Origin of the sequence: Micromonospora sp. DT46, from assembly GCF_049841735.1 — a bacterium.
GTDB lineage: Bacteria > Actinomycetota > Actinomycetes > Mycobacteriales > Micromonosporaceae > Micromonospora > Micromonospora reichwaldensis.
Map to the genome: position 1 here is coordinate 296,635 of NZ_JBNCKW010000001.1, position 18,670 is coordinate 315,304.

Annotated in this window: 18 protein-coding genes; 5 read left to right on the forward strand and 13 right to left on the reverse strand. The window is 72.9% G+C overall.

The window, feature by feature from the left end:
• Together ACLQ20_RS01335 and ACLQ20_RS01340 are read left to right on the forward strand one after the other, a co-directional pair.
• Positions 1 to 527: proprotein convertase P-domain-containing protein (locus ACLQ20_RS01335; RefSeq protein ID WP_425853936.1), on the forward strand; the 527-nt coding region annotated here is incomplete at its 5' end.
• A gap of 264 nt (positions 528 to 791) precedes the next feature.
• Complete coding sequence (locus tag ACLQ20_RS01340) at positions 792 to 1,319, forward strand: hypothetical protein (protein WP_425853937.1); 528 nt, start codon at positions 792 to 794, stop codon at positions 1,317 to 1,319.
• Between the two features lie 69 nt (positions 1,320 to 1,388).
• Here ACLQ20_RS01340 and ACLQ20_RS01345 read toward each other — a convergent pair whose 3' ends face one another.
• From ACLQ20_RS01345 to ACLQ20_RS01380, 8 genes are all read right to left on the reverse strand, one after another.
• On the reverse strand, positions 1,389 to 2,240 hold the full coding sequence (locus ACLQ20_RS01345) for a hypothetical protein (RefSeq protein ID WP_425853938.1): 852 nt from the start codon (positions 2,238 to 2,240) through the stop codon (positions 1,389 to 1,391).
• Between the two features lie 313 nt (positions 2,241 to 2,553).
• Positions 2,554 to 3,357, reverse strand: coding sequence for an ABC transporter permease (locus tag ACLQ20_RS01350; RefSeq protein ID WP_225852527.1), 804 nt, complete (start codon positions 3,355 to 3,357; stop codon positions 2,554 to 2,556).
• A gap of 55 nt (positions 3,358 to 3,412) precedes the next feature.
• Positions 3,413 to 4,327: an ABC transporter permease gene (locus ACLQ20_RS01355; protein ID WP_327030532.1), complete on the reverse strand. Its 915-nt coding sequence runs from the start codon at positions 4,325 to 4,327 to the stop codon at positions 3,413 to 3,415.
• Entirely contained in the window at positions 4,324 to 5,487 is a 1,164-nt protein-coding gene (locus ACLQ20_RS01360; RefSeq protein WP_425853939.1) for an ABC transporter ATP-binding protein, read from the reverse strand. Before ACLQ20_RS01360 ends, ACLQ20_RS01355 begins: the two co-directional genes overlap by 4 nt.
• Positions 5,488 to 5,492: 5 nt before the next feature.
• Positions 5,493 to 6,677 (reverse strand): polyamine ABC transporter substrate-binding protein, encoded by a 1,185-nt coding sequence (locus ACLQ20_RS01365; RefSeq protein ID WP_151457481.1) that lies wholly within the window; start codon positions 6,675 to 6,677, stop codon positions 5,493 to 5,495.
• Between the two features lie 267 nt (positions 6,678 to 6,944).
• A complete protein-coding gene (locus ACLQ20_RS01370; protein WP_358115575.1) occupies positions 6,945 to 7,145 on the reverse strand; it encodes a DUF397 domain-containing protein in 201 nt (66 codons plus the stop codon).
• Positions 7,136 to 7,903: a helix-turn-helix domain-containing protein gene (locus ACLQ20_RS01375; RefSeq protein ID WP_358115572.1), complete on the reverse strand. Its 768-nt coding sequence runs from the start codon at positions 7,901 to 7,903 to the stop codon at positions 7,136 to 7,138. The genes ACLQ20_RS01370 and ACLQ20_RS01375 overlap by 10 nt, the downstream gene beginning before the upstream one ends.
• Before the next feature lie 286 nt (positions 7,904 to 8,189).
• Positions 8,190 to 8,558, reverse strand: coding sequence for a DUF3499 domain-containing protein (locus ACLQ20_RS01380; RefSeq protein ID WP_132233538.1), 369 nt, complete (start codon positions 8,556 to 8,558; stop codon positions 8,190 to 8,192).
• Positions 8,559 to 8,756: 198 nt separating this feature from the next.
• Between ACLQ20_RS01380 and ACLQ20_RS01385 the strand changes: the two genes are divergently transcribed.
• The gene (locus ACLQ20_RS01385) at positions 8,757 to 9,206 is read left to right on the forward strand and encodes a metallopeptidase family protein (protein WP_089001916.1); all 450 of its coding nucleotides are present in this window, start codon (positions 8,757 to 8,759) and stop codon (positions 9,204 to 9,206) included.
• A gap of 35 nt (positions 9,207 to 9,241) precedes the next feature.
• Here the strand turns inward: ACLQ20_RS01385 and ACLQ20_RS01390 are convergent, their stop codons facing one another.
• The 3 genes from ACLQ20_RS01390 to ACLQ20_RS01400 form a co-directional block, all read right to left on the reverse strand.
• Positions 9,242 to 9,499 (reverse strand): WhiB family transcriptional regulator, encoded by a 258-nt coding sequence (locus ACLQ20_RS01390; RefSeq protein ID WP_088980572.1) that lies wholly within the window; start codon positions 9,497 to 9,499, stop codon positions 9,242 to 9,244.
• Positions 9,500 to 10,122: 623 nt separating this feature from the next.
• Complete coding sequence (locus ACLQ20_RS01395; RefSeq protein WP_327030530.1) at positions 10,123 to 12,630, reverse strand: bifunctional FO biosynthesis protein CofGH; 2,508 nt, start codon at positions 12,628 to 12,630, stop codon at positions 10,123 to 10,125.
• A gap of 502 nt (positions 12,631 to 13,132) precedes the next feature.
• Positions 13,133 to 14,131, reverse strand: a complete 999-nt coding sequence (locus ACLQ20_RS01400; protein WP_425853940.1) for a hypothetical protein — start codon at positions 14,129 to 14,131, stop codon at positions 13,133 to 13,135.
• 98 nt (positions 14,132 to 14,229) lie between these two features.
• Between ACLQ20_RS01400 and cofD the strand changes: the two genes are divergently transcribed.
• Positions 14,230 to 15,177, forward strand: a complete 948-nt coding sequence (gene cofD / locus ACLQ20_RS01405) for a 2-phospho-L-lactate transferase (protein WP_151456820.1) — start codon at positions 14,230 to 14,232, stop codon at positions 15,175 to 15,177.
• Positions 15,174 to 16,262 carry a coenzyme F420-0:L-glutamate ligase gene (locus tag ACLQ20_RS01410; protein ID WP_425853941.1) on the forward strand — a complete coding sequence of 363 codons (1,089 nt, stop codon included), beginning with the start codon at positions 15,174 to 15,176 and terminating at the stop codon, positions 16,260 to 16,262. Before cofD ends, ACLQ20_RS01410 begins: the two co-directional genes overlap by 4 nt.
• A gap of 73 nt (positions 16,263 to 16,335) precedes the next feature.
• Here ACLQ20_RS01410 and ACLQ20_RS01415 read toward each other — a convergent pair whose 3' ends face one another.
• A complete protein-coding gene (locus ACLQ20_RS01415; protein WP_327030527.1) occupies positions 16,336 to 17,340 on the reverse strand; it encodes an ArsR/SmtB family transcription factor in 1,005 nt (334 codons plus the stop codon).
• 281 nt (positions 17,341 to 17,621) lie between these two features.
• On the reverse strand, positions 17,622 to 18,656 hold the full coding sequence (locus ACLQ20_RS01420) for a hypothetical protein (protein ID WP_358115564.1): 1,035 nt from the start codon (positions 18,654 to 18,656) through the stop codon (positions 17,622 to 17,624).
• Positions 18,657 to 18,670 lie beyond the last annotated feature (14 nt).

An 18,670-nucleotide genomic window follows, 5' to 3' on the forward strand; every position in this document is an offset into this window, starting at 1 on the left:
GCAGCGCCTACACCCTGCACAACCGCACCGGCGGCTCCGCCGACAACATCAACCAGACCTACACGGTCAACCTCTCCTCCGAGGTCGCCAACGGCACCTGGAAGCTGCGGGTCCAGGACGCGGGCGCCGGCGACACCGGCTACGTGAACAGCTGGACGCTCAACCTGGGCGGCTCCGGCACGACGAACTGCACCGGCACCAACGCCAACAACGTCACCGTCAACGACAACGCGACGGTCACCAGCAGCATCGCGATCGCCGGCTGCACCGGTACCGCCTCGTCGACCAGCAAGGTCGCCGTGCAGATCGTGCACACCTACGTCGGTGACCTCGTCGTCAGCCTGGTCGCCCCCGACGGCAGCGCCTACACCCTGCACAACCGCACCGGCGGCTCCGCCGACAACATCAACCAGACCTACACGGTCAACCTCTCCACGGAGACCCGTAACGGCACCTGGAACCTGCGCGTCCAGGACGCCGCCTCCGGCGACACCGGCTACATCGACGGCTGGACCCTGACCCTCTAGGGACCGTCAGCTCCAGGCACGGCCGCACGAAGGGCCCCTCGCCACGCTCCGCCTGGCGAGGGGCCCTCTTCCTCCCACCCCACCCCACCCCACCCCGGCGCCCGGCCCGGCCCGGCCCGGCCCGGCCCGGCCCGGCGATCATGCAGTTGTGGCGGGCGGAATGCCACTATTTACCCCTTTCGTCAGGCACCACAAATGCATGATCGACCCGTCCTGCCAGGTGCCGCTGCCTTGCTACGGGCCACGAGTCGGCATTCTTGGGGAGTGCCCATTCTTACCTCCAAACTGGACACAGTCGTCTCGGCGTCGTACATGATGTTCTGCCTGTACTCCCACGGTGCGAACGCGCAGCGGGATCATTCGGAAGCAGGGCGACTGGCCTTCGCTGACGGGGTCGGGTTCGCCGCCAGCGCCGTCGGGGTGCGTACAGCAACCGAGGTCAGCCGGGCTTTCGTGTCGGTGGAGACCTGGTCACGGATGCCGTGGATCCTGCCGGAGCAGCGCCCGTTCGACTTCGCGTTCGAGGGTGTCGTGGACTTTCCGGACAACTGTTGGCGCATCGACGAGTCGCTCGACTCCCCAGTTCGGTGCGGCATCGTGCTGCCGTCGGGTGCGGGCCGATACGGCGCGCGGGTGATCGCCTACAACCACAACGAGGTCCTCGACCGGTTCGAGATGGCGCAGGCTGGCACGGAGGAGTTCGCCGCCGCATTGGACAAGATGAGACGGCTCGTTCCCGAGGCGGCGGAGCGGTACCAGATCCAGCTGTGGCCGCTAGGGCGGCAGGGTTAGACCCACCGCGGGTACCGCCAAGCGCTGCCCTGACCACGAACTATGCCCCGTCGAGCACCCCGGTCCAGATCAGGAGGCGAAGAGCGCCGCGATCGTGGAGATGATGTAGGCAGGGCGGCGGTACAGGTCCAGGTCGGTGAAGTAACGCATGCGCCAGCCATGGGCGGCGAGCCAGTTCATGCGGGAGCGGTCGTGGCGGAGGCGCTCACGGTCGAGGTGCGAACTCCCCTCGTACTCGATGCCGATGCGACGCTTCCGATAGCCGAGGTCCAGCCGGTAGATGCAGATGCCGTCTTCGTCCCGCACCCACAGTTGGGGGTCCGGAGCAGGCAATCCGCCGTCGATCAGCAGGAGCCGGAGCTGACTCTCCTGGCGGCACTCCGCTCTGGGGTCCGCGAGGTCGATCAACTGTCGCGCCTGGCACACGGCCCGGAGCCGGGCATGCCGCGTCACCTCGGTCCGGAGTTGGTCAGGCCGACAGGCACCCACGCGCAGGCACCGATCGAGCAGCGGCAGGGCGTTCATCCGATGCTGCGACCTGGCCAGATCGACAGCGCACCGGGCCGCAGGCGCGCAAGGTACCCCTTCCAGCAGAACCGGCTCCTGGACCGGCAGCACGGACTCGTGCGTCACGACGCCCCGGATACGAGGTACGACGAGCCCGGCCGGCACGATCACGTGGACGTCGTCGCTGGGCTCGGCTCCGAAGCCGTGCAGCCGGGCGCCGGTCTGAAAGCCGACCACGACCCCGTTCGGCAGCCTCCTGAAGATCGCCGTCAGTTGCTGGCCTCGGTCGACCGTTGGACCGTAGACGCCCCTCGACAGCCGGTGGATACGCCCCGTGTCGACGCTCCGTCTCACCTGCGCCCGACTCAGCCCCACGGAGATCAGCTCCGGATACCGGTACAGCCCCTCTGCCATGACCAGTCACCCTGCCGAGCGCGCCCCACTCGCACCACCCGCCCTGATGCCCCTGTGGACAACGCCCCCTCTGTGGAAAACCCCCACCTCACCCCTGGCGCGTGCTAGCCCGAGCGGCCCCGGCTCCACGACCGACGTGACGGCAACGCCGCTCGCCCCTCGTACGGCGGGCTGCACGCGCACACAGCTCCGTCGATCATGCACTTGTGGTGACCAGAACGCCCGCATTCACACCTTTCGCGGGGCACCACAACTGCATGATCGACCGCGCGGGGCAGGGCGGGCAGGGCGGGCGGGGCGGGCGGGGCGGGGGTTATGGGGTTCTTTTGGGTCGGCGCGTTCGTAGGGTGGCGGGGAGCACCAGTAGTAGCGCGAGCAGGAACATGGCGGTGCCGATGACGTTGACCTGGGGCGGGATGCCCCGCTGGGCGGCGCCCCAGACGTACATGGGGAACGTGACGGTGGTGCCGGCGTTGAAGTTCGTGACGATGAAGTCGTCGAAGGAGAGCGAGAACGCGAGCAGCGCGGCGGCCACGATGCCGGGCAGCGCCAGCGGCAGGGTGATCCGCCGGAAGGTCTGCCACTCGCTCGCGTAGAGGTCCATCGCGGCCTCCTCCAGCCGGGGGTCCATCCCGGCCAGCCGCGCCCTGACGGTGACCACCACGAACGACAGGCAGAACATGACGTGCGCGACGACGACGGTCCAAAAGCCCTGCGGCACCCCGGCGGAGACGAAGAGGGCCAGCAGCGAGGTGCCCATCACCAGTTCGGGAGTGGCCATCGGCAGGAAGATCAGCACGTCGATCCCGGAACGGCCACGGAACCGGTGCCGCGCCAGTGCGAACGCCATCAGGGTGCCGAGCACCGTGGCGACCACGGTCGCGATGAAGCCGATCTGGACGCTGCGCACCACCGCGTCGCACATGTCGGAGGTGGCGCACGGGTTGCGCCAGTTGTCGAGGGTGAACTGGTCGAAGTCGTACGACAGGCGGCTGGAGGGGCGGTTGAAGGAGAGGGCGGCGACCACGGCGATCGGCAGGAGGAGGTAACCGAGCACCAGCAGCGCCACGCCCGCCACCCAACGATCGGCCAGCCAGCGGAAGATCCGCGCACTCACGGTGCCAACCTCTCGTTCGCGACTGCGGGGCTCCGCTGCGCTGCACTCCTCGCGCTCACAGGACCTTCTCCGGGCCGGTCCGGCGCAGGTAGCCGAAGACCACCGCGAGGATTGCCGCCATCAGCAGGAACGACAGCGCCGCGCCCTGCGGGTAGTCCAGCCGGACCAGGAACGCCGAGTCGATGACGTTGCCGATCATGTACTCGTTGGGGGTGCCGAGCAGTTCGGCGTTGATGTAGTCGCCGCTGGCCGGGATGAAGAACAGCAGCGTGCCGGCGACCAGGCCGGGCATGGAGAGCGGCAGGGTGACCCGGCGGAACGTCCGCAGCGGGCCGGCGTAGAGGTCGCCGGCCGCCTCCAGCAGCCGGGGGTCGAGCCGCTCCAGGCTCGCGTACAGCGGCAGCACCAGGAAGGGCAGGAAGTTGTACGTCAGGCCGAGCACGACCGCGACGGGGGTGGCCAGCAGCCGGCCGTCGGGGGCAAGCAGGTGCACGTCGCGCAGCAGCCCGACGAGCCAGCCGTTGTCCGACAGGATGGTCTTCCACGCCAGCGTGCGCACCAGGAAGCTGGTGAACATCGGCGCGACCACGCAGACCAGCAGCAGGTTCTTCCACCGGCCGGCCTTGCGCGCGATGGCGTACGCGAGCGGGTAGCCGGCCAGCAGCGCCAGCACCAGCGCGGCGCCCGCGTAGCCGAAGGACCGCCCGAACTGCGGCCAGTACGCGGCGAGCGCGTCCGGGTAGTTGCCGAAGGCCCACGTCATGGCGTACCCGGTGGCGAGCGAGCCGGCGGGGTCGTAGAGGCTGGCGGCGGCGAGTTGAAGCAGTGGCACCGCGAAGAAGACGAGCAGCCACGCCGCCGCGGGCAGCAGCAGCAGGTACGGCAGGAGCCGGTGCCGCCCGGGCGGGCGGGGCGGTCCGGGTGCCGACGGCTGGGCGGCATCGTTGGGCAGGCGCGCGGGGGCGCTCACGAGGGTGCGCCGACCGGCTCGTCCCGCGCCGGAGCGGTCCGGTCCTGCCCGCCGGCTTCCCGGGGCAGCAGGAAGGCGTGCCGTGGCTCCCAGTACGCCGCCGCCTCCGTGCCCACGGGCAGCGGACGGGCCGTGCCGCTGTTGGCCACGAACGCGGTCAGCTCGCCACCCCAGCCGGTGCGCAGCAGGTACTGGGTGCTCACCCCCACGTAGGAGGCGTCGGTGACGATCCCGGTGACGTGCTGGCATCCGGCGGGGACCTGGTCGACGGAGTCGACCAGGTGCAGCTTCTCCGGGCGTACGCCCAGGTGGACCGGCCCCCGGTCGACCCGGGCCCGGCCGGCGGGCACCGAGAAGCGGCGGCCGTGCGCCGACACCGCCACCTCCTCTCCGGTCGCGCCGGCCGCCTCGCCGGCGAGCAGGTTGGACTGGCCGAGGAAGTTCGCCACGAACGCCGTGGCCGGGTATTCGTAGAGGTCGGCGGGGGCGCCGAGCTGCTCGATCCGCCCGGCGTTCAGCACCGCGACGGTGTCGGCCATCGTCATGGCCTCCTCCTGGTCGTGGGTGACGTGCACGAACGTGATGCCGACCTCGGTCTGGATCCGCTTGAGTTCGAGCTGCATCCGCCGGCGCAGCTTCAGGTCCAGCGCACCGAGCGGCTCGTCCAGCAGCATCACCTGCGGGCGGTTGACGAGGGCGCGGGCCAGCGCGACGCGCTGCTGCTGCCCGCCGGACAGCTCGGCGGGGCGGCGGCCGTGGTCGTCGAGCTGCACCAGCGCGAGCATGCCCATGACCTCGTCGTCGACGGAGCGGATGCCCCGCCGGCGCAGGCCGAACGCCACGTTCTCGAAGACGTCCAGGTGCGGGAAGAGCGCGTAGCTCTGGAAGACGGTGTTCACCGGCCGCTTGTGCGGGCGCAGCCGGGTGACGTCCCGTTCGCCCAGCAGCACCTGCCCCCCGGTCGGCTCCTCCAGGCCGGCGATCATCCGCAGCGTGGTGGTCTTGCCGCAGCCGGACGGGCCGAGCAGGGCGAAGTACGAGCCCTGCGGGACGGTCAGGTTGAGGTCGTCCACCGCGGTGACGCCGCCGAACCGCTTGGTGAGGTTCGCCAGCCGCAGGTCGCCGGCCGGGCTCCCGCGTTCCGCAGTCGTCCCGCCCATCCCGCTCACGCCCCGATGACCCGCTGGAACTTGCTCTCGTACTCGCGCTCCTGCTTCTCGTCCAGCGCCATGAAGACCGCCGTTCTGGCGAGCATGGCGTCGTCGGGGAAGATCAACGGGTGGGCGGCCAGCGCCGGGTCGATCTTCTCCATCTCGGCCTGCGCACCCTTGACGGGGCAGATGTAGTTGACGTACGCCGCGAGCCGGGCGGCGACCGCCGGTTGGTAGTAGTAGTCGATGAGTTTCTCGGCGTTGCCCTTGTGGGTGGCCCTGTTCGGCACCAGCATGTTGTCCGACCAGAGCATCGCCCCGGACTCGGGTACGACGAATTTGATCTTGTCGTCTTCGAAGCCGAGCTGGATGGCGTCGCCGGACCAGCCGATGCAGGCGGCGATGTCGCCCTTGGCGAGCGCTGGCGCGTAGTCGTTGCCGGTGAACCGGCGGATCTGGCCCGAGTCGACGGCCTTCTTCAGCTTGGCGAGCGCGTCGTCGAACTGGGCGTCGCTGAAGTACGCCGGATCGTGGCCGTTCGACTGGAGCAGCAGGCCCATGGTGTCGCTCATCTCGGCCAGCGCGGTCACCCTGCCCCTGAGATCGGGGCGGGTGAGCAGCTCGTCGACCGTACGGATCTCCCTGGCGACCCGGCCGTTGTAGGCGAGACCGGCCAGGCCCGACTGCCACGGGATGGCGAGGTGGTCCGAGGGGTCGAAGGAGCGGTTGCGCAGCGAGGACAGCAGGTTGGCCTGGACGTTGGGCAGCTTCGACGGGTCGAGCTTCTGGACCCAGCCGAGCCGGATCATCCGCGCCGTCAGCCAGTCGCTGAGCACCATGATGTCCCGCCCGGTGGGCTGGCATCCCGCGAGCTGGTGCTGCACCTTGCCGAAGAACTCGTTGTTGTCGTTGATGTCCTCGGTGTAGGCGACCCGGATGCCACTCTTCGCGACGAACGCGTCCAGGGTGGGCCGCTTGGCGGCGTCGGCGTCGTCCACGTCCATGTACTGCGGCCAGTTGGAGAACGTCAGCGTCTTCTCGGTGCCGGACAGGTCCTCGCTGACGCAGCCGGCCTCCGTCTGGGTGGCGGCCTCGGTGCCGCAGCCGGCCAGCGAGCCGCCCGCCGCCAGCAGCGCCGCCGAGCCGAGGGCGCCGGTCAGCAGCCCACGCCGGGTGAGGGGCCGGAGGGGAGTTCGCATGTGACGACTCCTCTGGGTCATCGTCGGCGGGCAGGCGGGAGTGGCGCGCCGGCGGGACGTCAGGTGCGGTGAACGACAGATATTGGCATGGGCCGACGGCGACGACGGACGGCGGGTATCAGCGTGCGCGAAGGGCGATGACGCGACCACATCCTGCTCGACCACGGGAGCGATGCGGATCGTCGCGGTGGCGGCCCTGTCCCGCCGGTGCGGCGTTCGTCCGCCGCACGCTGCGCGGGCAGGCGTACGCCTGGGGCACCGCCCCGATCAGCCGGCGCGCCCGTGCCGGCCGGCCGACCCGACGAACGCCAGCCAGGCGTGCGGCGCGAAGGTGAGCACGCCCCCGGCGCGGTCCTTGCTGTCCCGCACGAGCACCCGACCGGGCAGGTTGTCGGCCACCTCGACGCAGTTTCCACCGTTGTTGCTGCTGCGGGTCGCGGTGCGCCAGCGGGCGTCGGTCATGTCCATGTCGTCGCCACTTCCCCGATCAGCTCGATCGACTTGCGTCGCGGCAGCGCCTCGCCGGCGACGCTCTCCCATCTCGCGCCCAGGCTAGCAACGTCGGCACTCTCGGTCACCACCTGACCGCGAAGCTGGTTGTCCACATAGGCCGTCTCGGCGCCGTCGGGCAGGCGGATCAGGGCGAACGGCCCGGCGAGCCCGGTGTGCCACGGCGTCTCGGCGGGGATCACCCGCACCTGCACGTGCTCCTGCGCGGCGATTGCCAGCAGGTGGGCCAGCTGCCCGGCCATCACCGCCCGGTCCCCCACCCGCCGGCGCAGCACCACCTCGTCGATCACGACGACGAGCTGGGGCGGGGCGTCCCGGGCCAGGATCGCCTGCCGGGCCAGCCGGCCGCCCACGATCTCGTCCACCTCGGCCGCCGGGAGCAGGCCGCCGGTCGCCAGCACCGCGCGGGCGTACTTCTCGGTCTGGAGCAGGCCCGGCACCAGCGATGGTTCGTACGACCTGATCGAGACGGCGTCCTGCTCCAGCTCGGCCCACGGCCGGAACCACGGCAGGTCACGGCGGCGGAACGGCTCGGGCCACAGCTCGGCGGCGTCGCGCCCGAGGACCTCGGCGACGGCGATCCGGGTCCTGGGGTGCGGGATCCGCCCCGAGGCGAGCCACCGCCCCGCCGTCTTCGGGTCGACACCCACCTTCTCCGCCAGCGACTCGGCGGTCTCGCCCTTCTCGGCCATCGCCACCCGAAGTACCTCGTTCACCATCCGACCTCCCGCGCCCGCGATCACACTGGGGCGCACGGTAGCCACGCTGAGTGCCCTTGTCGTGACGCTGCCGGCGTGTCGCGGCGGGATCTGTTTCGCGCATCCGAGGTGGCCGACGACCGCCCGGAAAAGGCCCTGGACATGCCTACGCGGCTGCACCCGGACCGGGTTGCGGAACGAGTGGGGCGCAACGGTCCGGTCCCTGCCGCCCGCACCTCGGCCGGCAGGCTGTCGAGTCAGCGCGGACGCCTCGGCGCCCCGCGACCTCCGCCGGAGCGGCGGGTCAGTGGTTCGGGGGGATGACGCGGAGGTGACCCCGGCGGCCCGTCTGGGGGGTCGAGTTGACGGTCTGGTCGTCCTCGGGCGGGCGCGGAGCCACCGGGCGGGCGGCCTCGCGGACGGCCTCGGCGAGGGCGACCAGATCGTCGGTGGTGGGCGGCGGGGGTTCGAACTCGCCCTCGTGCCGGACCACGTCCCAGCCGCGCGGCGCCGTCAGGCTCCGGGCGTGCGGTTCACATAGGTCGTACGTGTGCGGCTCGGCGAACGCCGCCAGGGGGCCGACCACCGCTGTCGACTCGTTGTAGACATAGGTCAGCGTGGCGACCGCTTGCCGGGGGCAGCCGTTACGGGAGCAGCGCCGTGGTGACCTCACGGCGGCAGGGTATCTCCATTACCGGGTCCGGCGCACTGCTTCGCGTTGCGACACGCCCGTCACGGTGATCACAATTCGGCCGGTTGCGCACCGGCCGGCCCCCGGGCGGGCGAGCGCCACCCCGCGGATGCCGACCGCGCCGCGCCGCGCCAGCGGCGCTGCCGCAGGCCAGGTCGGTGCGGGCGCTAACCTTTCCTCATGACGAGCCCGGAACACCGCCGCCCCGGCCCCGGCCGGCGCGCCCACCGCGACCGGCACGGGCGCGGCCTGCGCGGGCGGCTGGTGCCGGCGACGGTGCCGTTGGCGCGTACGAAGGCGGAGATCTTCGACGATCTGGTGCTGGACACGGTCGAGACCCTCGAACGGCGGTTCGCCAAGGAACTGGCCGGGGTCGAGTTCGCTGTGGAGGACGTTCCGCCGGACCTCAACGTCTACGACTCCGATGTGCTGGAGGACGGCGAGGTACCGCTCGCCCGGCTGCTGCCGGGTCGCCCCGGCCGGCAGGAGGTGCCCCCGCGGATCGTGCTCTACCGCCGGCCGTTGGAGTTCCGGGCGATGGACCGCGAGGACCTCGCGGATCTCGTGCACGACGTGATCATCGAACAGGTGGCCAATCTGCTCGGGGTGGACCCCGACGAGTTGGCCTGAGCCGGGCGGCCCCCACCGCCCCGGCCCGGCAAAGCTCAGGCGACCCGCCGCTTGAGCTTGCGCCGCTCCCGCTCGGAGAGCCCGCCCCAGATCCCGAACCGCTCGTCGTGGCCGAGAGCGTATTCGAGGCATTCCGTCTTCACCTCGCAGCGCGAGCAGATCCGCTTCGCCTCGCGGGTCGAGCCGCCCTTCTCGGGAAAGAACGCCTCCGGATCGGTCTGGGAGCAAAGCGCCCGCTCCTGCCACTCCGGCGCGTTTCCGAGCAGGTCGGCCACCTCAAGCTGGCCGTCCATCAGATGCCTCCTTGTCGCGCACCGGCGTCATCGCCGCTGCAACCCCCCACGCGGAAGGCGTGCTTGTCCGTACGGTCCCGATTTGTTGCGTTCCGTGCGAACAACCCCATTCAAATTACACGCGTGTAATGCGTGCGCCGTCAAGCTGAACTTGATAATGGAGTCGTCCTCCCGACAACACTCCGGACGGCCACCCGGCCACCCGGCCTCGCAACCTGCCCTATCGATTCAGACCCCGGCCGAGTAACGCCCTCTCCGGCGAGTTGCCCGAGTTTTCTCCCGTGGCGCTTCCCCGCCGACCGCACAGGGAAGGCCGATGAGGACGCTCGGAAGTCACCCACCGCGATTCGTTGATCTTGGTGGGGCACAGGTTAACCCGAGTTGCCGCCGACCGCCCGCCGAGCCGGCAACGCCGACGGCGCTGCGCCCACGATGTGGACGCGGCGCGGCGGTGCGCCCGCGTACCCCGAATCGCGGCGGGCCACCAACACGCTGCTGCGCCGGACGGATCCGGCTGTCCCTCCACTTGCGACAGAAATCCCGCCCACCGATGGCCGCTCGTCCCACCAGGCGGTACGGGCGAGGCGGACGAGTCAGGCCGGCGGCGTGCCGCGCGACGTCCGCTATGGACGAGGGCTGCCGTACGCCGTCGTGCGCCTGCGGGCCGGTCGTCCGGCGGCCGTCGCGATGGCGATCAACTGCTCCTCGGTACGGGCCGAGCCGTTGCCGGAGCCGGCCATCCGGGAGATCGTCTCCTCCATCAGCGTGCCGCCCAGGTCGTTGCAGCCGCCCCGCAGCATCGCCGCCGTACCCTCGTCGCCGAGCTTCACCCAGGAGCACTGGATGTTGTCGATCCGGCCGTGCAGCAGCAGCCGGGCCATCGCGTGCACGACCCGGTTCTCCCGCCACGTCGGCCCCGGGCGGGCGATGCCGGCCAGGTAGATCGGCGCGTTCGTGTGCACGAACGGCAGCGCCACGAACTCGGTGAAGCCGCCCGTACGGTCCTGCAACCCGGCCAGCACCCGGAAGTGCGCGAGCCACTGCCCGGGGTGGTCCACGTGGCCGTACATCATGGTGGAGCTGGACCGGATGCCCAGCTCGTGGGCCGTGCCGACCACGTCGACCCAGGCGGCGGCCGGCAGTTTGCCCTTGGTGAGCACCCAGCGCACGTCGTCGTCGAGAATCTCGGCGGCGGTGCCCGGGATGGTGTCCAGGCCGGCCTCGCGCAGCCCGGTCAGCCACTCCCGCACCGGCACGCCGGCCTTGGCGGCGGCGGTGACGATCTCCATCGGCGAGAACGCGTGCACGTGCATCCCCGGCACCCGCGCCTTGATCGCCCGGACCAGGTCGGCGTAGACGGTCACCGGCAGCTTCGGGTCGATCCCGCCCTGGAGGCATACCTCGCTGGCACCGGCCGCCCACGCCTCCTCGGCCCGGTCGGCGACCTGGTCCACCGACAGCCGGTACGCGTCGGCGTCCCGCTCCCGCTGGGCGAAGGCGCAGAACCGGCACCCGACATAGCAGACGTTGCTGAAGTTGATGTTGCGGTTGACCACGTACGTCACGTCGTCGCCGACCGCCGCCCGGCGGACGTCGTCGGCGAGCCGGCACAGCTCGTCGAGCGCCGGCCCGTCGGCGGCGAACAGCGCCAGCGCGGCGTCGGCGTGCCGGGGCTCCAGCAGCGCCGCCGGGTCGTCGGCCGCCAGCCGCAACCCGGCCCGCAGGTCGCCGTCGGTCCCGCCCCCGGCCCCGGCGGTGACCTTGCCGGCCACCTCCGCCCAGTCGCCGTAGACGTGGTCGAAGTCGCCGCGCCGGTCACCGGTGCGCCCGGTGGTGTCGATGGTCGCGTGCAGGTCGGTCCGGCCGCCGTACGTCTCGTCGGGCTCCTGCCAGGGCCGGCCCACCGGTCGGGCCGCCTCGACGGCCAGCCCGGTCGCCGGATCGGCCAGCGCGCCGACGTGCGGCAACAGGCGCGGATCCAGCCACGGATCGCCGGCCCGCACGTACTCGGGGTAGATCGTCAGCCGCTCGCGCAGGGTGAAGCCGGACTTCTCCGTGTGCCGGGCCAGCTCGTCGATCTGCGGCCAGGGGCGCTCCGGGTTGACGTGGTCCGGGGTCAGCGGGGACACCCCGCCCCAGTCGTCGATGCCGGCGCGCAGCAGCAGGTCGTACTCGCCCGCGATGAGGTTCGGCGGGGCCTGGATCCGGGCCTTCGGCCCGAGCAGCACCCGGGCCACCGCCACCGTGGCGGCCAGATCGCGCAGTTCGGCGTCGGGCATCCCGCGCATCGCCGTGTCCGGCTTCGCGCGGAAGTTCTGCACGATCACCTCCTGGAGGTGGCCGTACTCGCGGTGCGCCCGGCGGATCGCGAAGATCGCGTCGACCCGCTCGGCCGGGGTCTCGCCGATGCCGATCAGGATGCCGGTGGTGAAGGGCACGCCGACCCGGCCCGCGTCGTCGAGCACCCGCAGCCGTACCGCCGGCTCCTTGTCCGGCGAGCCGAAGTGCGGGCCGCCCGGCTCCGACCACAGCCGCGTCGCCGTGGTCTCCAGCATCATCCCCATGCTGGGCGCGACGGGCTTGAGCCGCTGCAACTCCGACCAGGAGAGCACGCCCGGGTTCAGGTGCGGCAGCAGCCCGGTCTCCTCCAGCACCGCCACCGCGCAGGCGCGCAGGTAGTCCAGGGTGGAGTCGTAGCCGCGCTCGTCCAGCCACTGCCGGGCCGCCGGCCAGCGCTCCTCCGGCCGGTCGCCGAGCGTGAACAGGGCCTCCTTGCAGCCCTGCGCCGCGCCCGCCCGCGCGATGGCGAGGACCTCGTCCCGGTCGAGGAAGGCCGCCGGCAGCCGGTGCGGCACGGTCGCGAAGGTGCAGTAGTGGCACCGGTCCCGGCACAGCCGGGTGAGAGGAATGAAGACCTTCTTCGAGTACGTGACCACGCCCGGCCGCCCGGCCTCGCGCAGCCCGGCGTCGCGCACGGCGCCCGCCACGTCGAGCAGTTCGTCCAGCGCCCCGCCCCGGGCGGCCAGCAGCGCGGCGGCCTCGTCGACGTCGAGCGCCCGCCCGCTCGCGGCCCGGTGCAGTGCCCGCCGCACGCTCGCATCGGTCGGGCCGGGCACGGTGCGATCAACCATCCGCCCAGCCTAGGCGCTCATCCGCCCCATCCCACCTCACCCACCCGGCCCACACGGTGACCCAGCGCACCCCACCCCCCACGCCACTCCCACGCCGACCCCGGCTCCCACTCCCCCTCGCGCCTCCGGGGCGGCCTCCGGGACGGCTGCCGGGCGCGCCTTCGGGACGGCTGCCGGGCGCGGCTCCGGGGCGGCTGCCGGGCGCGGCTCCGGGGCGGCCCCGGGGCGTTGATCAAGAGGTTTTGGCCCCAGCGAGCACCCTTTGCAGGCTAAAACCTCTTGATCAACGGCCTGGGGCGGGGCAGTTGGGTGGGGCGGGGCAGTTGGGTGGGCCGGGCAGTGGAGGTCAGGCAGGGGCAGTGGGGGTGGGCCGGGCAGTGGAGGTCAGGCAGGGGCAGTGGGGGTGGGCGGGGCAGTGGGGGTGGGCGGGGGCAGTGGGGGCAGGACGGCGAGCGCCCCGCACGGGAGCCGTGCGGGGCGCTCGGGTGAGGCGGGGTCGCGGTCAGCGCGGGGCGTCGGGGCTCTCGCCGGGGTTGATGCGCTGGGTCCGGTCGGTCTCGTCGGCGGCGGGACGCGGAATCGCCTGGGTGGGCTCCGCCGGCTCGACGGGCTGGCGCGGGATCGCCTGGGTCGGGTCGGCCGAGGGCGGCTGGCCGAACGGCGGGGCGCTCTGCGGCTGGCCGAACGGGGGCGCGGACTGCGGGGCGGGAGCGGCCGGGGGCGCGGACTGCGGGGCGGGAGCGGCCGGGGGCGCGGACTGCGGGGCGAACGGCGAGCCCGGCTGCGGGCCGCCGGCGTACGGCGCGGGCTGCTGACCGTACGGGGCGCCGTAGGGGCCCGGCGCCTGCCAGCCGCCCTGCTGACCGGGAACCTGCTGACCCGGGACCTGCTGACCGGGAACCTGCTGACCCGGGACCTGCTGGCCGGGGACCTGCTGGCCCGGGACGGGGTAGCCGCCCTGCTGCTGGGGCCAGCCGGGCTGCGGCTGGCCGTACACGCCGGGCTGCGGCTTCGGCTTCGGCACGTAGTAGAGGGTGCGCCAGACCTTGAACACGACGTACGCGGCGACGGCGAACAGCGCCAGCCAGGCCACGCGGCTCAGCAGGCCCAGGAAGGCGTCGAGGATCTCGCCCTCGGCCAGCCGGTCGACCGTCCAGAAGAGGAAGGTCAGCCCGCCGAACAGCGCGCTGAAGGCGTACTCGCCCAGGGCGACCTGGGTGATCAGCTTCGCCTTCGGCACCGGGGGCTTCACGTGCGTGGCGAGCAGCACGGCCAGCAGCGGCAGGAACACCGACTCCACGCCGACGAAGGCGAAGAAGGCGCTGCCCGCCCGGCCCCCGATCGTGCTGTACTCGGTGGGCGTCACCAGCCGGATCAGGCCGACGAAGAGGAACACGGCGTTCGCGCCGAGGAGCACGAACGCGGCGAGTTCACGCAGCGGCTTGGTCAGTTGGCTGGCCTGCGTCGCGTCGGTGGACGCGGGCTCGGCGGGGCTGGTCACGGGATCCCCCTCGGGGCGAATGCGGACAGTTGCCGACGTGAGCCTAGTCTCCCGGCCCACACGCGGACCGGAGGCGGCCCGTACGCGAGGATGGGCGCATGCGCATCGTGGTTCTGACGGGCGGCATCGGAGGTGCTCGCTTCCTGGTCGGCGTACGTGCGTACGCCCGGGAGGTCGGCGCCGAGGTGACCGCCGTGGTCAACGTCGGCGACGATCTGCTCCTGCACGGGCTCAAGGTCTGCCCCGACCTGGACAGCGTGATGTACACGCTGGGTGGCGGCGCGGATCCGGAGCGGGGCTGGGGGCGCGTCGGCGAGAGCTGGACGGTCAAGCAGGAACTGGCCGCGTACGGCGCCGAGCCGAGCTGGTTCGGGCTCGGCGACAAGGACATCGCCACCCACCTGGTGCGGACCACGATGATCAACGCCGGCTACCCGCTGCACGCCGTCACCGAGGCGCTCGCCGCCCGCTGGCAGCCGGGCGTACGCATGCTGCCGGCGACCGACGACCGGCTCGAGACGCACGTGGTGGTGGAGCTCGACGGCGGCCAGCGGGCGATCCACTTCCAAGAGTGGTGGGTACGCCACCGCGGCGACGTCCCCACCCACAGGTTCGTCTTCGTCGGCGCGGAGGCCGCCCGGCCGGCGCCCGGCGTGTTGGAGGCCGTCGCCGGGGCCGACGTGGTGCTGATCGCGCCGAGTAACCCGGTCGTGAGCGTCGCCCCGATCCTGGCCGTGCCCGGGCTGCGCGAGGCGGTCGCCGACGGCCCCGCGCCGGTGGTCGGCGTGTCGCCGATCATCGGCGGCGCGCCGGTGCGCGGCATGGCCGACCGCTGCCTGGCGGTGCTCGGGGTGGAGTGCAGCGCGGCCGGCGTGGGCCGGCTCTACGGCGGCCGGTCGGCCGGCGGGCTGCTCGACGGCTGGCTGGTCGCCGAGGAGGACGCCGGCGCGGTGGTGCCGGAGGTGACGGTCCGCGCGGCACCGCTGCGGATGACCGACGAGGCGGCGACGGCGGCCATGGTCCGCGCCGCGCTGGAGCTGACGTGAGGCTTGAGATCCTGCCGGTGCCGGGCATCGGCCACGTGTCCGAGGGCGACGACCTGGCGGGCCTGATCGCCACCGCCGCGCCCTGGCTGCGCGACGGCGACGTGCTGGTCGTGACCAGCAAGATCGTCTCGAAGGCGGAGGGGCGCCTCGTCGACGTCCCGGCGGACGGGCCCGAGCGGCTCGCCGCGCGGGACGAGGTGCTGGCCGCCGAGACGGCGCGGGTGGTGGCCACCCGGGGCGCGACCCGGATCGTGCAGACCCACCACGGCTTCGTGATGGCGTCGGCCGGCATCGACGCCTCGAACGTCGACAAGACCCGGCTGGTGCTGCTCCCCGAGGACCCGGACGCCTCCGCCCGGGCGCTGCGCGCCGCCCTGCGCGAGCGCCACGGCGTGGACGTCGCGGTGATCGTCAGCGACACGATGGGCCGGCCCTGGCGCAACGGGCTCACCGACGTCGCGCTCGGTGTCGCCGGGATGGACGCGATCCGCGACCACCGGGGCGAGGTCGACCCGTACGGCAACGAGCTCCAGCTCACCCAGATGGCGGTGGTGGACGAGCTGGCCGGCGCGGGCGAGCTGATCAAGGGCAAGTGTGACCAGATGCCCGTCGCGGTGGTGCGCGGCTACCTCACCGCGCCCCGGCCCGACGACGGCGTCGGCGCGTCGGCGCTGGTCCGGGACGCGTCGATGGACCTCTTCTCGCTGGGCACCGCCGAGGCGAGGGCCGCCGGGCTGGCCGCCGCCGCCACCCTGGCGGACGGCCCCAACCCGAGCCCGCCCGACCCGGAGGCCGTACGCCGGGCGATCGGCACGGTCGCGGGCGTGGTCGCCCCCGGCACGGTCTTCAGCCTGGTCCCCGACGAGGAGGCCCACGCCGGGCTGACCTCCCGGGTGCCCGGCTGGCCGGCGGACGCGACGACGCTGGTGCTCGGATCCCCGGCCACCCCGGCCGGCCCGGTCGACCTGGTCCGCTTCGGCGCCGACCTGCAACGCCTCCGCACCGCCCTGGCGGCCGAGGGCGTCGCCTCCCTGCTGCTCCCCCCGCCCCCGGGCACCACCGCCAGCGCCGCGCTCGCCCTCTGACGGCACCCGGGCGGCAGGGGCACCGCGACCAGCCGTCGCCCGCCCGGGAGCCGGCTGACGGCACCGGGCGCGCTCAGGAGTTGAGCATCGCCCGCCCCAACGGGGTCAGGGTGTGCAGGACGGTGTTGCGGTCGCGCTGGCTGACCAGGAGGCCGGCGTTGCGCAGCACGGTGGTGTGCTGGCTCGCGGCGGCGGCCGAGATGTTGAGCCGGCGGGCCACCTCGCCGGTGGTGCAGCCGTCGTCGCTGGCCGCCAGCACTGCGGCCCGGGTCCGGCCGAGCAGCGCGGCCAGCGCCTCCCGACCCGGATCCGACGCACCGGGGCCGCCGCCCTCGCCGGGGGCCGGCAGCAGGCCGCCGAGCCGGTCCACCGGATAGACGAGGACCGGGGGCAGCGCCGGATCGAGCAGGGCGACCGGCGTGGCCGCGCAGAAGAACGACGGCACCAGCAGCAGGCCGCGCCCGCCCAGGTGCAGCTCCCGGCTGTGCGGGTAGTCGCGGATCTCCAGCATGCCGGCCTCCCAGCGCATGGCGGGCCGCATGCTGGCCAGCAGCCCCTCCACCCCGCCGTCGAGCAGGGCGCGGGCCCGCCGCGACCGGTCGGCCTCCACCGCGGCCTGGATCCGGGTCCAGTACGGGTCGATCGCCAGGCCCCGGTAGCGCTCCATCGCGCCGGTCAGACCGCGCAGGATGTCCGGCTCCCCCCGGGCCAGCGCCCCGGCGCCGACGGGCAGGGCACTGTTGGCGGCGAGCAGCGCCAGGTCGCGTTGCAGCAGGGCCGTGGGGGTGCTGCGGACCGCCTCCATGCCGGCGTCGAACCCCGAAACGCTCTCGTACGGGGTGAGGAAGTCGGGGAAGTAGCCGCGGGGCGGGTTGAGCGTCAGCAGGAGGCGCAGTCCCGCCGAGTCACTGACCTCGCGCAGCCCTCGCGTGACGCTACGCCGCCAGCCCGCCAGCAGCGGATCCCGGCCACGGCCGGGCAGCAGGTGCAGGCTGAGAACCAGCTCCCACACCGGATCCGCCGCCGGAGCCACCCGGGTCCGGAGGATGTCCTCGGCGGAAAAGTAGATCTTCAGCATGGACGGCTCCCGCGTCGCCCGGCAGAGGGGATGCCTGGCAACCGTTTGCACTGTACCTGGCCGGCACTTATCTCCGTCTTTAAGCGTGGACTGAAAAACCTCGACGCCTCCGGGGGCCGTTCGGCATGCTCTCACTGCCCGTACACGGGGGCGGGCACGTCACCCGACGCGCCTGGAAACGGGCACCCGGGGGACGGGGAGAGACCGGCGACCGGGCGGCACCACGAGGGTCTGCGGCCGTGTTCCGCGGAGGTGTCGTCCGGCCGCCGGTCCACCACAGCTCAGGCGACCCAGAGCGCCACCCGATGGTCCTCGTCGGTGACGTAGAAGCTCTGCCCGTCCCACTCGGCCACCCCCTCCACGTGGTGGAACGGCGCCAGGTCGGCCACCAGCTCACCGGGGACCAGGTGCTTGTCGCCGGGCGCGGGAAACCGCACGTGCCGGGAGGTGACCTCGCCGCCGGTCGGATGGTCGTCGAGCAGCACCGAGCCCTTGCCCAGCGCGTCGATCGACCCGACGATCGCCGCGTAGCCGCCGTCCTCCGTGGGCGTGATCGCCCGGAAGCCGGCCAGCGCGCCGGGCGGCGTCACCCCCGTCAGGACGTACGCCCCCGCCGCCCGCGGCCAGCTCGGCGCCGGGTCGAACATCTCCGGCACACCGGTCAGCTCGACCAGGATCGGCTCGCCGTCGGCGGTGACCGGGAACCGCAGTCCGAGCAGGACCCCGCCGGCCGGCGTGAAGGCCGCCGCCTCCACGTTCAGCGGCAGGTCGTCGGGGACGAGCCGGCTGACCCAGCCCTTCGACCGGGCGGTGCCCCGGGCGACGGTCTCCCCGATGAACCGGGCCCGCACCCGCTCGCCCGGCGGCAGCGGGGTGAAAGCCGCCGCGAGCAGGGCGTCGTTGACCGCCCGGTGCAGCCGGAACCGGTTGCGCACCACCTGCACCGGCAGGGTGCCCGCCGCCGCGTCGTCCTCGCGGAACCGGGCCACGAAGGCGCGTCGCGGGCGCAGCGGTCCCGCTTTCGAACCGAAGTGGGACCCGAAAACGTACACCCAGCCGTCGTGGTGGGCGAGCGCCTCGCCGTCCTCCGTGCGGCCGTTCTCGGCCCCGGCGTCGGCGGCCACGTGGTGGGCGACCCAGCGGCCGTCGTCCAGCTCCAGCAGCAGGGCCAGGCAGTGCTCCACCGGCCCCTCGTCGAGCACGGTCCAGAAGCCCCGCCGGGCACCGTGCGCCCGCAGCAGCGGCACGGAGCGCACCGGCAGCAGGTCGCTGGCCTCGTTGCCGGCCACGACGAACTCCAACAGTCGCAGGGTCACCGGGCCAGGGTACG

What these genes read in the sequence shown, in the direction of transcription:
- ACLQ20_RS01390 (WP_088980572.1), bottom strand. Translation starts at nt 9,499, where the DNA reads ATGGACGGCCAGCTTGAGGTGGCCGACCTGCTCGGAAACGCGCCGGAG.
- ACLQ20_RS01415 (WP_327030527.1), bottom strand. Translation starts at nt 17,340, where the DNA reads ATGCTGAAGATCTACTTTTCCGCCGAGGACATCCTCCGGACCCGGGTG.
- ACLQ20_RS01395 (WP_327030530.1), bottom strand. Translation starts at nt 12,630, where the DNA reads ATGGTTGATCGCACCGTGCCCGGCCCGACCGATGCGAGCGTGCGGCGG.
- cofD (WP_151456820.1), top strand. Translation starts at nt 14,230, where the DNA reads ATGCGCATCGTGGTTCTGACGGGCGGCATCGGAGGTGCTCGCTTCCTG.
- ACLQ20_RS01370 (WP_358115575.1), bottom strand. Translation starts at nt 7,145, where the DNA reads ATGGACATGACCGACGCCCGCTGGCGCACCGCGACCCGCAGCAGCAAC.
- ACLQ20_RS01385 (WP_089001916.1), top strand. Translation starts at nt 8,757, where the DNA reads ATGACGAGCCCGGAACACCGCCGCCCCGGCCCCGGCCGGCGCGCCCAC.
- ACLQ20_RS01360 (WP_425853939.1), bottom strand. Translation starts at nt 5,487, where the DNA reads ATGGGCGGGACGACTGCGGAACGCGGGAGCCCGGCCGGCGACCTGCGG.
- ACLQ20_RS01345 (WP_425853938.1), bottom strand. Translation starts at nt 2,240, where the DNA reads ATGGCAGAGGGGCTGTACCGGTATCCGGAGCTGATCTCCGTGGGGCTG.
- ACLQ20_RS01365 (WP_151457481.1), bottom strand. Translation starts at nt 6,677, where the DNA reads ATGCGAACTCCCCTCCGGCCCCTCACCCGGCGTGGGCTGCTGACCGGC.